Below are 14,703 nucleotides of genomic sequence, written 5' to 3' on the forward strand. Positions count from 1 at the left end.
CCCGGTGCCGGTGATCGCCGAATTGGATGGTGCCCAACGGACAGCAGATGCTGCGCAACCGTCAACTGTCGGGCAACCCTGGGCGGGCCCCAGAAGTGAGGGTAGGCTTACCTCGATGTCTCGCCTCTCCGCCCAATCCCCCGACGCGCCGTTCATTCTGGTGTCGACGATCGTCCGCCGCATCGAGCAGCTCAGCCCGACGTACCGCCGGTTCACCTTCACCGGACCGGAGGTCGAACGCATCGCCGACAACCGCTACGACCAACGGGTAAAGCTCATCTTCCCGACGGCGGTCGGCGGATTCGACGACCTCCCCCTCGCCGACGACTGGTACACGGCCTGGCGAGCGCTGAGCGATGAACGGCGCAACACGATGCGGACCTACACGATCCGTGAGGTGCGACGGGAGGATCGCGAGTTCGACATCGACATCGCCCTCCACGGCCGACTCGGCCCCGCGTCGACGTGGGCGATCGACGCATCGATCGGCGACGAACTCGTGATGAACGTCCCGAACGCCTCCCGCCCGGACGCAGCCGGCGGGATCGACTGGCACGCTCCGGCCGAGGTGGGGCAGGTCCTCCTCGTCGGTGACGAGACCGCGCTGCCCGCGATCGCCGGCATCCTCGAGAAGCTGCCGGCCGATGCGCTCGGCATCGCCGTGGTGGAAGTGCCGCACGAGGACGACGTCGTGATCCTCAGCACGAAGCCCGCCGGGATCGAACTCATCGTGCTCGCGCGCGGAGAGCAGCCGGTCGGCACGCTCATGATCCCGGAGGTCGACCGCATCGCCGCACGGATCCTCGCGGAGGGCGGGGCGGAAGCGCTCGCGGGACCCAAGGACGGCTCGGACCCCTCCTCGGAGCTGGCCGACATCGATGTGGACCGCGAACTCCTCTGGGAGGTGCCCGTGGACGAGCACGGCGGGCCGGTCCTCGCGTCGGCGCCGCTGTACGCGTGGCTCGCCGGAGAGGCGTCGGCCATCAAAACACTCCGCCGTCACCTCGTCTCCACGTGCGGCGTCAACCGGAAGTCCGTCGCGTTCATGGGCTACTGGCGCACCGGCAAGTCCGAGGACAACCTCTAGCGCTTCGGCCCCCTGGTCCCTGAGCCGTCACGCCCGGTCCCTGAGCCGTCACGCCCGGTCCCTGAGCCTTCGTGCCCGGTCCCTGAGCCTGTCGAAGGGCCCCACCCGCCACACTTCGACAAGCTCAGTGACCGGACCACTCGGGCCCCTGAGCCCGTCGAAGGCCTACTCCTCCACGTCGCGACCCAGCACGCGCGCATAGATCGCCATCGTGCGGGCCGTCTGGTGGCTCTGTCGGAACTCCCGGCTCGTCGTCGGCGGGAACGACTTCGACCTCCCTGCGGCGATGTCGCGCGTCACTGTGCGGATCGTTTCGGCGAGCGCCTCGACCGACCCGTCCGCCGGCTGCCAGTACACGCCGTCGGGCAGTTCCGCGGCGATGTCCGGGTCGCTCACGATCGACGGCGTGCCGAGCGCGGCGGCTTCGAACACCGTCATCCCCTGCGTCTCGAAACCGATGGACGTCTGCACGAGCGCGTCCGCACCGGCGATCGCCGCGAGCGAGTCGCGGTACGGCACCCGGCCGGCGAACACCACCCGCTCGGTGAGGTCGTGCTGGGCGACGAACGCCTGCGCCTTCCCGAGGAGGAGCCCTGCGCCGTACAGGCGGAAGATCGCATCGGCCCCGGACAGCCGGACCGCTTCGAGGAACTCCATGAGCCGCTTCTCGTGGCTGAACCGGCCGAGCCAGACGAACACGGGGCGTTTCGGCGCACGCTTCGGCGCCGGGCCTCGTTCGGCGAGGATCTCGTCCACGATGACGTCGTCCACCCCCGTCCACACGACGTCGGGCTCCGTCACCACGCCTTCGTCGCGGAGGACGCGGGCGAAGTGGCTGGACGGTGCGATGACCGCCCCGGCGCGCTTCGCGAACTCCTGCAAGTACGACCACACCCCGTCCGGCAGCGTCGACCGCCGCGGTGTGAGGACGCGATGCTGCCACCAGCCGAGCGCGCCGACGACGAGCCCGGGCGCCGGCATCGACTGCTCGATCCCCACGTCCATCCGGTTGTGCATCGTGTGGACGGCCGGGATGCCGTGCCGGTCGGCGAAGCGGTACGCGATGAGCGCCTGCCAGAAGTCCGCCTGCACGTGCACGAGGTCGACGGGCGGCAGTGCGGCGATGCGCTTGTCCAGCCAACGATCCGTGAACCGGCCGGGTACCGTCATCGAATACTCACGGTCGAGCGTGACGGGGATCGACGGGGTGTCCAGGTAGCGTGGGTCGTCGTCGTGCGCCTGGTGCATCTTCGGCGAGCACACGGTGACGGTGTGGCCGAGCTCCTCGAGCGACCGCATCTGCAGTCGGATCGAGACCTGCGCCCCACCCGACGACTCCGGATGCTGGTCGCTGAAGATGAGGATGTGCATGGTCACCAAGGCTATCCGCCGTTGGGCGAGGAAATGCTGCACGTGACGGACATCCGATGCGGAACGGGTGCAGTGGTCGAGTCCGTGCCCTTCGACAGGTTCAGGGACCGGCGTCCGCGGTCACTGAGCCATCACCCGGTCGCCGAACCGCCACCAGGTCGCCGAGCCATCACCCGGTCACTGAGCCACCACCCGGTCGCCGAGCCGCCACCCGGTCGCTGAGCCACCACCCGGTCACTGAGCCTGTCGAAGTGCGGAGTCCCCGAGTGCGTCCCTCACGCAGGCTCGTCGATCGCCATGACGATCGACTCCTGCAGATACCCGAGCCACCCGTAGACCGCCATCATGAGCGGGGTGTCCTCGGATGCTTCCTCGTCCTCGTCGTCGTCCGCTTCGTCGAACGGCCCCTCGTCTTCGTCGTCGTCCTCGATGCCGAGGCGTGCGGCGAGTGTCAGGCGGACGTCCGTGAGGAAGCGCAGCCAGGTCCAGGCTGTCTCGTCGTCGAGACGGACGATGATCTCCTCGTCGGCGTCGGGCGCGAACACGGCCCCGTCGAACTGCGCGGGCCGTGATCCGTCGGCTCCGGCGCCATCGGCCCCGCCCGTCCCGGTTCCGACGATCGCTTCGAATGCGGCGTCCAGGTCGCCGTCGGTGTCGTCGTCCACGCCGTCGGCTCCGGCGACCTCACCGAATCCGGGCAGCGCGGCGCGCACGGCGAGCGCCGTCGCGACCTTCCCGCTGAGGAGTCCTTCGCTCGTGAACCGCCGGAACTCCGCGGCGGCCTCGTCGTCGTCCTGGTAGCCGTCCGGCAGGAGCCGTGCGATGGCCGGGTCCACGGTGCGCGCGTCCGTCGCACCCATCGCCGTCGCATCGGTCAGGACCGCGGTCAGCTGGTCGGCGAGCTGCGCGATGAGCCCGCCCTCCTCGATGTCGAGCACCATCGCGACGGTGCCGTCGGATTCGCGCACGAACACGCTCATGCGTCGGCCTTCGCGATCGTCGCCCAGAGGCCGTAGCCGTGCATCGCTTCCACGTGCCGTTCCATCTCTTCGCGGTTGCCCGTGGCGACGACGGCTCGGCCCTCGTTGTGCACGGCGAGCATGAGCCGATCCGCTTCCGCATGGTCGTAACCGAAATAGCTGCGGAACACGAGCGACACGTAGGACATGAGGTTCACGGGGTCGTTCCACACGATCGTGATCCAGGGCTGCTGGAGCAGCGCCTGCTGATCGGCGACCGGGTGGTCGAGTGTCTCTGCCATCACTCAAGCTTCCCACGATCCGTCCTCCGCGTCAGCTGTCGTCTGCCGAACTCAGGTGGACGACACAGCTTCGCGACCCACTCGACTTCCCCGTTCACAACTCAGGAGCCCCTCGGCGCGTCCGGTCCGGAACGCGTATGCCAGGGTCCGACACGCGGCATCGCTCCTGAGTTGTGAACACGAACCTCCCGGTTGTTCAGGGCGGCTAGCGATGTGAACAGACCGCGAGAACGATGCGCGTCGGCCGATCACGGGAACAATTCCGCCGTCCCGACGTTTCCTCGGACATGACTACTCTCGGACTCATCGGATCAGGCAACATCGGCAGCCAGCTCGCTCGGGCGGCGATCGGCATCGGCTACGACGTGGTGCTCAGCAACTCGCGGGGGCCGGAGACGCTCGCGGACCTCGTCGCGGAGCTGGGCGAGCATGCTCGCGCCGCGACGCCCGCCGAGGCCGCGGAGGCCGGCGATCTCGTCGTCGTCACGATCCCGCTGAAGAACATCGACCAGCTGCCCGTGGATGCACTCGCCGGGAAGCTCGTCATCGACACGAACAACTACTACCCGCAGCGCGACGGCCGCATCGAAGCACTCGAGGACGAGTCGACGACGACCGCCGAGCTCCTCCAGACCGAACTGCCCACGAGCCGTGTCGTGAAGGCGTTCAACCACATCGCCGCGCCGCACATCGCGGAGGACGCGAAGCCTGCAGGCGCCCCCGGCCGGCGTGCGCTGATCGTCGCGGGAGACGACGCCGACGCCAAGGCGACGGTCGCCGCGTTCATCGATGCGATCGGGTTCGACGCGGTCGACATCGGCGCCCTGTGCGAGGGATGGCGCATCCAGCGCGACACACCCGGGTACGTCGCGCGCTTGACTGCACCCGAGCTCACCGAAGCCGTCGCCGCGGCCAAGCGCTACCGCGACCAGTAGGCGCCACCGCCTCCCCGGCCCGCCCTTCGCGACCGCCCCTCCGCTCAGGCAGGAGCGGGCGCGGGGGCGGGCTTCCGTTCGAGCGGGCGCGGCGGGTACACCCAGGTGACCAGGACGACCGAGATCATCATGAGCAGGAACCACGAGACGAGTTTCGTGATCGGGACCAGCTGCCAACCGTCGACCTGGTTCGGGTAGAGCCACGCACCGGTTCCCGAACCGACGTTCTCCGCGATCCAGATGAAGAACGCGACGAGGAGGAAGGCGACGAGGATCGGCATCCGATGCGTCCCGCGGAAGACGCGGAAGTGCATGATCGTGCGTGCGTAGACGATCAGGACGGCCGCGAGCAGGAACCAGCGGAAGTCGAAGATGAAGTGCTGTGAGAAGAAATTGACGTAGATGCCGATGGCGATCAGCGCCGTGATCCATCGTTTCGGATAGCGGTCGAATCGCAGGTCGAAGAGCCGGTAGACGCGCACCATGTATGAACCGACGGCCGCGTACATGAACCCCGTGTAGAGGGGAACTGCGCCGATGTGGAAGATCCCGCCACCGTCGTACTCCCACGACCCGACACCTGTCTTGAAGACCTCCATGCCGGTGCCGACGATGTGGAAGAGCACGATCACCCACAGCTCGCGACCGGTTTCGAGTTTGGTGGCGATCATCACGATCTGGATGACGATGGCCGCGATGACGAGGGCGTCGTTGCGGGCGAGCCACACGTCCTCCGGGTACCAGAGGCGCGCGGCGACGATGACGATGAGCATCGCGGCGCCGAACACGCACGCCCACGCCTGCTTCGCGCCGAACACCAGGAACTCGACGAGTTTGGCGCGGATGCCGCCGACGGGCGCGTCGTGCAGCATCCGGTTGGCGCGGTCGTCGATCCATCGTTCGACGCTCGTCAGCTCGTGGATGTGGTCGTCGGCGTCGCGCATCGTCACAGCATACGGACCCGCGTCTGGTGTTCCGCCCGGCGCTCCACTCCTGGTTGCCCTGCCCTCTCTCCCCGAGTGCCATGTGCACAATTCAGGAACATCTGCACAATTCAGGATGATCTCGCCCGACACGCGGGTCAATCATCCTGAATTGTGAAAATCGTCCTGAATTGTGTGAATGACACTCGGAGGGAGGAGGAGGCTCAGCGACGCCGCGAGGTCGTGACCGTGAACTTGTCGTTGCGCGACACCTGCGCGGTGTGACCGACGAGTCGTTCGAGCGCGGCGCGGTATCCGAGGTGCGAGTTCCACACGACGGCGAGGGTGCCGCCGCGTCGCAGGACGCGCTTCGCGTCGGCGAACATCGCCAAGGCCAATCCCGTGTGCACCGTCGAGCCGATGTGGAACGGCGGGTTCAGCAGGATCAGATCAGCCGATTCGTCCGGCTGCGATTCGAGACCGTTGTCGCGCACCACCGTCATCCGCTCCGACAGTCCGAGTTCCGGGGTGTCGTTCGCGGCGATCGTCGCACGCGTCGAGTCGACGGCCGCAGCCGACTGGTCGGTCGCGATCACGTGGACGCCGGGACGCGCCTTCGCGAGTGCGACGCCGAGCACACCGGTGCCGCAGCCGAGGTCGATGACCTGCTCCGCGTCCGGAGCGAGTTTCGGCAGCGCTTCGAGGAGCGCACGCGTGCCGATGTCGATGCGGCTGCCCGCGAACGCGCCGCCGTGAGCCGCGACGATCAGGCCGACATCGCCGTGTTTCCCGATGCGCGGGAACGTGGGCGCGCCGACCGCGAGCGGACCGGAGGCGCGGATGACGCGCGACTTCTGGCGGGCGAGGCTCGGCTGGATGGTCGAGAAACGGGTTGCGAGGACGTCGTTCATCGTCGTGGTCAGGTGTTTGATGCGACCGCCGGCGAAGACGCGGACCTGCGGGTCCGCCCAGCGGGCGATGCCGTCGGCGATCTCCTCGAGTTCGTCGAGGCCGCGCGGGAGCTGCATCACGACGACCGTCGAGCCGGTTAGCAATTCCTCGCCGAACGGGAGGGAACGGTAGGAGGCGGTGAGCTCGGTCGCGTCGGCGTTGGCGGCGAGCGCCAGTTCACCGGTCAGGCCGTCCTGGTGCACACGGATGTCCGTGGCTCCGTGGTGGGCGGCCGCACCGAGTGTGAGGGCGCCGTAGTGGTCGCCGAGGACAACGACCGTGCCGGCGGGTGCGGCGGCGATCGCCTCCGCGGCTTCGTCGAGGATGAGTCGGTCGCTCGCGTCGACGGCGAACAGGTTCGGCGCTTCCACGTCGGGGAAGCGCCGCAGCGCGTCGAAAGAGAATGCAGGCATCCTCTCAGGCTAGTGGCGGCGGCTGCACGCCAGCCCCACGGCGCCGACACCCGTCCCATCCCTCCGCCTGGTGGTTGCAGAATTCAGGACGATCTGCAGCATTCAGGACGACCTGTCGGCGCGCCGCCCCACATCATCCTGAATCGTGCCGATGCTCCTGAATTCTGCGACCGGGGCGATCGCCTCACCGGACCGGGCGGAGACGGCCGACGGAGTGTCAGCGCGGAAGCGTCGCAGCACCCTCACGCCCGGGGACGACGCGAGCGCTTCGTCGCAGGGACGGCGCGCAGTACGGCCGGGAACAGCAACGCCCCGAGACCGGCGGAGATGAGCAGATTGGCGACCGTGGCGATCATCATCCCCTGGCCGAAAGCGCGGATCGTCGCCACCCCGTCGGCATCGGCTGCAACGCCCGCGCTGATCGACGCGAAGACGATGACGACCCCCATGAAGCCGAACAGGAATTGGATGGGCAGCGTCGCCCAGAACCCCCAGTTGGTGACCGCGCCGGGCCGACCCACACCGTGCCGACGCAGGATGCGCACGCTGAGCAGGATCCCGCCGACGAACGCGACGACCCCCACCCCGACATACGCCCAGATCCAGACCGCGAACGGCGTCGCGAGGAACAACAGGACGAACGCGAACGCTCGTGAGAACCCGGCGACGAACTCGGTCTCCCCCGCGCCGAACAGCACCCCGAAGACGATCGGCGCGGTGATGACGATGAGGGACAGCAGTGGGAGGAGCCCGGCCACCACACCGAAGTACATGAGCGGATAGGCGAACGCCCCGGCGAATCGCGCGCCGCGGCGGCGACGTGCCGCTTCGGGGGCGGCGGCATCGGCCTGGCGTTTCGGTGTGACGGGGTTCGCGCTCACGCAGTCAGCCTAGCGAGCGCCGATGCGAGGAGGCCGAGTCCGTCGCCCCACCTTCACCTTGCACGATTCCGGAAAACGTGGGGCTGATGTGACTCGAACGCCCGATTTCGGCCGATTTCGTCACTCCTGTCACACCTTTTCCGGAATTGTGCTCAACCTCGGGTCCGAGCAGGGCAGCGCAGCACGGAGCAGGGCTTGCAGAATTCAGGAATGGTTGCAGAATTCAGGACGATCGATCGGCGCGCCGCCCGGAATCATCCTGAATTGTGCCGATGTTCCTGAATTCTGCAACCGCCGGGTCGGACACCGAGTCAGCTTGAGGGCGGAGGCGGCGGAGCCTGAGCGGTGAAGGGCTGGGTGCCGGGCGCCGCCACCGCACCGGAGGCTGCGTCGCGGGTGCCACCAGCGCCGGGAAGGCCACCAGTACCGGCAGCTCCACCACCGAAAGCACCACCGGCAAGGCCACCAGTACCAGCAGCACCACCGGCAAGGCCACCAGTACCAGCAGCGCCACCGCCAGCAGCACCACCGGCACCACCTCCACCACCAGGGGCCTCAGGATCACGCATCGCGTGCGCCATCCACCACCAACTGAACACACCGATGACGACCCCGAGCGCGAGCGAGACCACGAGCGACACGGAGACGCCCGCGATGACGGGCCCGATCGCCTGGTCGACGTCGGACTGCGGCCGCGCACCGAAGGAGAACAGGTTCGCGAACGGGCTCGTGACGAACGACAACAGGACCCCGCCGGCAACGGCGATGCCCCATCCGGCGAAGGTCACGGCGACGGGTCGTCGGATCCCACCGCGTCGCAGGATCGAGACGCTCAGGACGAAGCCGAGCACCAGCACCACGAGTCCGATGAGCATGATGAGCACGTACAGCAGGATGTAGGGCTCGATCACCGTGCGGTAGATCGTCGCGAACACGGATTTCACCTGGTCCCCGGCACCCGATGCGGCGGCGAGCCCACCGACGAAGGCGCCGAGGGCCAGGACCACAACGACGAAGGTGACCGGCAGGACGACGAGACTGCCGCCGAGCGTGATGAGCCCGTTCCCGATCCCGCCGGCCAGTCGCGCACGCGAGCGCTGACGCGGGGTCAGCGGGGCGCGAGGCTGCTTGACGGGCGCGAGGTATGCGGGATGCTGCGCGAACTGCTGCGGCACCGGCTGCTGGTAGGCCGGCGACTGCGGTGCCTGATGCTGGTACTGCGGCGCCTGCTGGTAGGCGGGCGTCTGCTGGTACGGATTCGCCTGCTGATACGCGGCGCCCTGCTGATACGCGGCCGCCTGGGCGGCACCTGCCGGCTGCTGATACGCAGGAGCCTGCTGGTAGTCGGGGGCCTGCTGATACTGCCCCGGACCGACGTACGGACCGGCCTGAGCCTGCCCCGGAGCACCCTGATACGGCGTCCCCTGATATGGCGCACCCTGCTGATACGCGGCCGCCTGCTCATGGTTCGGGGCGGCCTGGTACTGCGGCGACGCCTCGAACGGTTGCGCGGGCTGGAACGCCTGCGGCGGCTGGTACTGCGGAGGTGCAGGCGCAGGCTGGTAGCCGGACGGCTGGTAGCCGGGCTGCGGAGTTGTTGGTTGCGATGGCGCCTGCGGCGCACCCTGCTCCGGTGCCGGGTGCTGCGCGAACTCAGCGGTCGTCTGCTGGGCGTCGTCCGGTCGTGACTCCGGAGCGGGTGGTTGCGTTTCCGGGGGCTGACTCATGCCAGCATCCTACGCGTCGGCCCTCCGCCATCACAGGATCAGTGCGAGACGCGGCACCGGGGGACCGGAGACGATGCGATGCGGCGCGCGGTGCTCGGCGCGCGGCGCGCGTCAGTCGGTCAGCGGATCGCGATGCCCGCCGCGGACGGCGCGACCGACGGAATGACCGAACGAGTCCCCACGACCCCGGCACCCAGTGTCAGGCCCCTGGCCCCTTGGGCCGCCACACGACGATCTCGGTGCGGCGCCGGGCACGCGTCCCACTCTTCAACGGAACGACGCTACCTTCCATGCCGGCGGCGAACACGCGCCCGCCGGGCGACTTCAGGAGGACATCGGCGAGGGCGTGTTCGAGCTCGCGCACCCGTCCCTGGAGCGAGGCGACCTCGTTCTCCAGGGACAGGATGCGGGAAATGCCCTCGAGGCTCACGCCTTCAGCGCTGAGCCTCGCGACTTCACGCAATTGCGCGATGTCGTGCATCGAGTACCGTCTCGACTTCCCCGCCGTACGGGTGGGCGAGACGAGACCGATGCGGTCGTACTGGCGGAGGGTCTGCGGGTGCATGCCGGCGAGCTCTGCCGCCATCGCGATGGCGAAGATCGGCGAACGCTCGTCCATGCCCTGCATCCCTTCTCGCTAGCCTCGTGCCCGTGCGAGCAGTTCGTCGCGCGGGTTCTCTTTCGGTTCCAACTCGTGGAAGCGTTCGAGTGCTTCCTTGGCGTCCGACCCGAGGTGGGCCGGAACCACGACCTGGACGACGGCGAGCAGATCGCCGGTGCCCTTCGTGGTCGCGACGCCCCGGCCTTTGACGCGCAGCACACGGCCGCTCGGCGTTCCGGGGGCCACACGCAGCTTCACGGGGTCGCCACCGAGGGTGGGGACCTCGATCGTCGCGCCGAGGGTTGCTTCGACGAACGTGACCGGCACCGTCACCCGCAGGTTCAGGCCGTCGCGCTCGAACACGGGATGCTTGCGGACACTCACGGTGACCACGATATCGCCGGCCGGACCGCCGTCCTGACTCGGCTGCCCTTTGCCGCGGAGGCGGATCTTCTGCCCGTCCGAGACGCCCGCGGGGATCTTCACCTTGATGGTGCGACCCTCTGAGGTCTGGAGGGAGATGGTCTCGCCCTTCGTGGCGGTCAGGAAGTCGACCGTCGTGTGCGCTGCGATGTCCCGACCGGGGGTCGGTCCGCCGTAGCCGCGGTACCCGCCACTCGTCTGCCCGAAGCCTCCCTGACCGAACAGCCCGCCGCCGAGGAGATCCTCGAAATTGGGTTGTCCGCCGGAGGACTGCTGGTAGGTGTAGCTCTGACCGCGGCCACCGCCGCCGCCGAACATGTTGCCGAAGACGTCCTCGAACCCGCCGTTGCCGCCGGCCTGGCCGGGGGCGGTGAAGCGAGCTCCACCACCCATGGCGCGGACAGCGTCGTACTCCTTGCGCTGTTCCGGGTCGGAGAGCACCGAGTTGGCCTCGCTGATCTCCTTGAACCGCGCCTCGGAGGCGGCATCACCCGCGTTGGAGTCCGGGTGGTACTGTCTCGCGAGCTTGCGGTACGCCTTCTTCAACTCGGCCTGCGTCACATCCTTCTTGACGCCGAGGACCTTGTAGAAGTCCTTGTCGAACCAGTCCTGACTCGCCATGGCTAGCTCGCCGGGACCGCAACGACCACCTTGGCGGCACGCAGGAGCGTGGAGCCGAGGGTGTAACCGGTCTCGACGACGTCGAGGACCGTTTCGCCTTCGGCGTCCGGCGTCGGCTGCTGGAAGATGGCCTCGTGGATGTTCGGGTCGAACGTCTCACCGATCGTGCCGAATGGCTTCAGTCCGAGGCGTTCCACGGACGTCCGCAGCTTCTGCGCGATCTGGCTGAACGGTGCGTCGCCGTCGAGGTCGCCGTGCTTCTCGGCACGGTCCAGGTCGTCGAGCACCGGCAGCAGGACCTTCGCGACCTCGCCGGTGGTGCGCTCGCGCTCCACCTCGCGGCCCGCTTCGGTGCGCTTGCGGTAGTTCGCGTACTCGGCGGTCACCCGCTGGAGGTCGGCGAGTCGTTCGGCGGCCAGCAGTTCGGCCTCCGTCAGTTCGCCTTCCACCGGGTGCTCCGGAGCAGCGTTCAGGATGTCTTCGACGGTGAGCTCGTCGTCCTGGTCGGCTCCGGGAGCACTGTCCGCGGAACCCGACGGGGCGGATGCCGCAGCATCCGTCCCGTCGGCGCCTGGCTGACGAACCTCACCGTTCTCCGGGTCGATGCCCTCGTGGTTCTGGTTCTCGTCGGTCATGGCTACTTCTTGTCCTTGTCTTCCTCGTCCTCGACGACCTCGGCGTCGACGACGTCCTCGTCAGAGGTCGTGTCGGCTTCGGGGGTCTCGGCTCCGGCTGCTGCCGACTCCGCCGCCTGCGCCTGCGCGTAGATGGCTTCACCGAGCTTCGCCTGCGACTCGTTGAGCTTGTCGAACGTGGTCTTCACCGCGTCCTCGTCGTCTCCGGCGAGTGCGCTCTTGAGTGCGTCGACATCGCCCTGGACCTCGGTCTTGACGTCCTCGGGGAGCTTGTCGTCGTTCTCCTTGATGAGCTTGTCGATGGAGTAGGCGAGCTGTTCGGCGTTGTTCCGGACCTCTGCCTGCTCACGACGCAGCTTGTCGTCGGCCGCGTGCTCTTCGGCTTCGCGGACCATGCGCTCGATGTCTTCCTTGCCGAGCGAGGAACCGCCGGTGATCGTCATCGACTGCTCCTTGCCGGTGCCCTTGTCCTTGGCGGACACGTGCACGATGCCGTTGGCGTCGATGTCGAAGGTGACCTCGACCTGCGGCACGCCGCGCGGAGCCGGAGCGATGCCGGTCAGCTCGAAGGTGCCGAGGTTCTTGTTGTCGCGCGTGAAGTCGCGCTCACCCTGGAAGACCTGGATCGCGACGGACGGCTGGTTGTCGTCCGCGGTGGTGAAGGTCTCGCTGCGCTTCGTCGGGATGGCGGTGTTGCGCTCGATGAGCTTCGTCATGATGCCGCCCTTCGTCTCGATGCCGAGCGACAGCGGGGTGACGTCGATGAGGAGGACGTCCTTGCGCTCGCCCTTCAGCACACCGGCCTGGAGTGCGGCGCCGACGGCGACGACCTCGTCAGGGTTGACGCCCTTGTTGGGCTCCTGTCCGCCGGTGAGCTTCTTGACGAGTTCGGCGACGGCCGGCATACGGGTCGATCCACCGACGAGCACGACGTGTGCAATGTCGGAGACCTTCACGCCTGCTTCGGCGATGACGTCGTTGAACGGCTTGCGAGTGCGCTCGAGGAGGTCGTTGGTGAGCTCTTCGAACTTCGCACGCGTGAGCGTCTCGTCGAGGTTCGCCGGGCCGTTCTCAGTGAGGGAGAGGTACGGCAGCTGGATCGACGTGGACATCGAGGAGCTGAGCTCCTTCTTGGCCTGCTCTGCGGCTTCCTTGAGGCGCTGCTTCGCGATCTTGTCGCCCGAGACGTCCACACCGGTGGCATCCTTGAAGCGCTTGATCAGGTAGTCGACGACGCGCTGGTCCCAGTCGTCTCCACCGAGGCGGTTGTCACCGGAGGTGGAGCGCACCTGGATGGTGGAGAAGTCGTCGTCCTTGCCCACTTCGAGGAGCGAGACGTCGAACGTTCCGCCACCGAGGTCGAAGACGAGGATGAGCTCGTCCTCCTTGCCGCGGTCCAGGCCATAAGCGAGGGCTGCAGCGGTGGGCTCGTTGATGATGCGCAGGACGTTGAGTCCGGCGATCTCGCCGGCTTCCTTCGTGGCCTGACGCTCGGCGTCGTTGAAGTACGCGGGGACCGTGATGACGGCGTCGGTCACGGTGTCGCCCAGGTACTGTTCTGCGTCGCGCTTGAGCTTGCCGAGGATGCGAGCGGACAGCTCCTGCGGCGTGTACTTCTTGCCTTCGACGTCGAACGTCCAGTCGGTGCCCATGTGGCGCTTGACGCTCGCGATGGTGCGGTCGACGTTGGTGACGGCCTGGCGCTTCGCGGTCTCGCCGACGAGCACCTCGCCATCCTTCGTGAATGCGACGACGGAGGGGGTGGTGCGGAAGCCTTCGGCGTTCGCGATGACGGTGGGCTCTCCACCTTCGAGAACGGCGACCACCGAGTTGGTGGTTCCGAGGTCGATGCCTACTGCACGTGCCATGTGTTGGATCTCCTTGGTTCGGTGTTCGTGTGGGTCCTGAGTTCGTCGATCGGCCCGGTGGACCGTTCTCCCGGTGAGGGGTTGTTCGTGGTGCACTCACCCGATGGGAGGGATGGCCTTCCGGCCCGTTCGACGAACTCGGCACGAACTGCGTGTGTCGAGTGTTCTTGCAAGACTTGAGCCTCGCACACTCAATTTTACAGAAGCCGTTTCCGATGTCAAGAAAGTTGAGCCACCTCGACTCAACTCTCACCCTCTTCTCAGCCCCTCAGCCCGCGAGGTGTCACGAATGGCCGGTCCAGAGGGGTCGGACGAGCCGTTTGCGACCCCACGCGGGCTGTACCGTGTGTGCATGGGGAATCGCACACGAATCTTGATCATGTCCGCATGCCTGCTGGGCGCCATCTCTCTCACGGGATGCGGCACCGGAACGCCGGCCCCGTCGAGCAGCGCCACCGTCACACCGACGACGACGCCAACGGCGACCACAGCCCCGACGCCGTCACCGACCGCGACCGACGCCGCCTTCGACGCCACCTGCGACACGATCCTGACCGGTGCCGCCTACGCCAAACTCGCCGAGGATCACCTCGTCGCCAAGCCGTTCACGACCTGGAACGTCGACCTCGGCTTCATGCAGGACGGTGGCGGCCTCGTCTGCAAGTGGGGCAATCAGGGCGACATCATGGCGATCTCGGCGCAGATGCCGATGACGGAGGCGGCGTGGGCCGAGAAGCAGGCGGCACTCGTCACCGAAGGCTTCACGATCACGAACGATCCCGTGGACGGCTTCACGAAACAGCCGGACCTCGGGAACGACGACAGCTACGTCAACGGTGGATTCGCTTGGCGCGACGGCAACCTCTACTTCACGAGCTCGTCGAACTTCATCACCGATTTCCCGGCCTTCGCCTCCTGACGAGGCCCGTCCCACGCCAGCCTCCGCAGCCCGCGAGGTGTCACAAACGGCTCGTCCCGAGGGGGTCGGACGAGCCATCTGCGACAC

13 protein-coding genes and 1 pseudogene are annotated in these 14,703 nt (G+C 67.6%); 3 read left to right on the forward strand and 11 right to left on the reverse strand.

Annotation, left to right across the window (positions count from 1 at the left end; translation table 11 throughout):
- The first annotated feature begins 115 nt into the window (after positions 1-115).
- The gene (locus ACQ3HB_RS04935; protein ID WP_430918291.1) at positions 116-1,087 is read left to right on the forward strand and encodes a siderophore-interacting protein; all 972 of its coding nucleotides are present in this window, start codon (positions 116-118) and stop codon (positions 1,085-1,087) included.
- A 165-nt stretch (positions 1,088-1,252) separates the two neighbouring features.
- Here ACQ3HB_RS04935 and ACQ3HB_RS04940 read toward each other — a convergent pair whose 3' ends face one another.
- The 3 genes from ACQ3HB_RS04940 to clpS form a co-directional block, all read right to left on the reverse strand.
- Positions 1,253-2,458, reverse strand: coding sequence for a glycosyltransferase (locus ACQ3HB_RS04940; protein ID WP_430918293.1), 1,206 nt, complete (start codon positions 2,456-2,458; stop codon positions 1,253-1,255).
- 275 nt (positions 2,459-2,733) lie between these two features.
- Positions 2,734-3,438, reverse strand: coding sequence for a DUF2017 family protein (locus tag ACQ3HB_RS04945; protein WP_430918295.1), 705 nt, complete (start codon positions 3,436-3,438; stop codon positions 2,734-2,736).
- Positions 3,435-3,719, reverse strand: a complete 285-nt coding sequence (gene clpS / locus ACQ3HB_RS04950; RefSeq protein ID WP_430918296.1) for an ATP-dependent Clp protease adapter ClpS — start codon at positions 3,717-3,719, stop codon at positions 3,435-3,437. Before clpS ends, ACQ3HB_RS04945 begins: the two co-directional genes overlap by 4 nt.
- 230 nt (positions 3,720-3,949) lie before the next feature.
- On the opposite strand from clpS, the pseudogene ACQ3HB_RS04955 reads away from it, so the two are divergent.
- Positions 3,950-4,654: pseudogene (locus tag ACQ3HB_RS04955) on the forward strand (NADPH-dependent F420 reductase); the annotation flags it as partial.
- Between the two features lie 44 nt (positions 4,655-4,698).
- Here ACQ3HB_RS04955 and ACQ3HB_RS04960 read toward each other — a convergent pair.
- From ACQ3HB_RS04960 to dnaK, 8 genes are all read right to left on the reverse strand, one after another.
- Positions 4,699-5,598 carry a DUF817 domain-containing protein gene (locus ACQ3HB_RS04960; RefSeq protein ID WP_430918298.1) on the reverse strand — a complete coding sequence of 300 codons (900 nt, stop codon included), beginning with the start codon at positions 5,596-5,598 and terminating at the stop codon, positions 4,699-4,701.
- 203 nt (positions 5,599-5,801) lie between these two features.
- Positions 5,802-6,941, reverse strand: coding sequence for a class I SAM-dependent methyltransferase (locus ACQ3HB_RS04965; protein WP_430918299.1), 1,140 nt, complete (start codon positions 6,939-6,941; stop codon positions 5,802-5,804).
- 242 nt (positions 6,942-7,183) lie between these two features.
- Positions 7,184-7,822, reverse strand: coding sequence for a hypothetical protein (locus tag ACQ3HB_RS04970; RefSeq protein WP_430918301.1), 639 nt, complete (start codon positions 7,820-7,822; stop codon positions 7,184-7,186).
- Positions 7,823-8,133: 311 nt separating this feature from the next.
- Complete coding sequence (locus ACQ3HB_RS04975) at positions 8,134-9,549, reverse strand: hypothetical protein (RefSeq protein ID WP_430918302.1); 1,416 nt, start codon at positions 9,547-9,549, stop codon at positions 8,134-8,136.
- 199 nt (positions 9,550-9,748) lie between these two features.
- The gene (locus tag ACQ3HB_RS04980) at positions 9,749-10,168 is read right to left on the reverse strand and encodes a heat shock protein transcriptional repressor HspR (RefSeq protein WP_430918304.1); all 420 of its coding nucleotides are present in this window, start codon (positions 10,166-10,168) and stop codon (positions 9,749-9,751) included.
- 18 nt (positions 10,169-10,186) lie between these two features.
- Positions 10,187-11,194, reverse strand: a complete 1,008-nt coding sequence (locus ACQ3HB_RS04985) for a DnaJ C-terminal domain-containing protein (protein WP_430918306.1) — start codon at positions 11,192-11,194, stop codon at positions 10,187-10,189.
- A 2-nt stretch (positions 11,195-11,196) separates the two neighbouring features.
- Positions 11,197-11,829 (reverse strand): nucleotide exchange factor GrpE, encoded by a 633-nt coding sequence (locus ACQ3HB_RS04990; protein ID WP_430918308.1) that lies wholly within the window; start codon positions 11,827-11,829, stop codon positions 11,197-11,199.
- A 2-nt stretch (positions 11,830-11,831) separates the two neighbouring features.
- The gene (gene dnaK / locus ACQ3HB_RS04995) at positions 11,832-13,697 is read right to left on the reverse strand and encodes a molecular chaperone DnaK (RefSeq protein ID WP_430918310.1); all 1,866 of its coding nucleotides are present in this window, start codon (positions 13,695-13,697) and stop codon (positions 11,832-11,834) included.
- Positions 13,698-14,076: 379 nt separating this feature from the next.
- Between dnaK and ACQ3HB_RS05000 the strand changes: the two genes are divergently transcribed.
- Entirely contained in the window at positions 14,077-14,616 is a 540-nt protein-coding gene (locus tag ACQ3HB_RS05000) for a hypothetical protein (RefSeq protein WP_430918312.1), read from the forward strand.
- Positions 14,617-14,703: the final 87 nt, after the last annotated feature.

The sequence above is a fragment of the Plantibacter lichenum genome (assembly GCF_050587525.1).
Classification (GTDB): domain Bacteria; phylum Actinomycetota; class Actinomycetes; order Actinomycetales; family Microbacteriaceae; genus Plantibacter.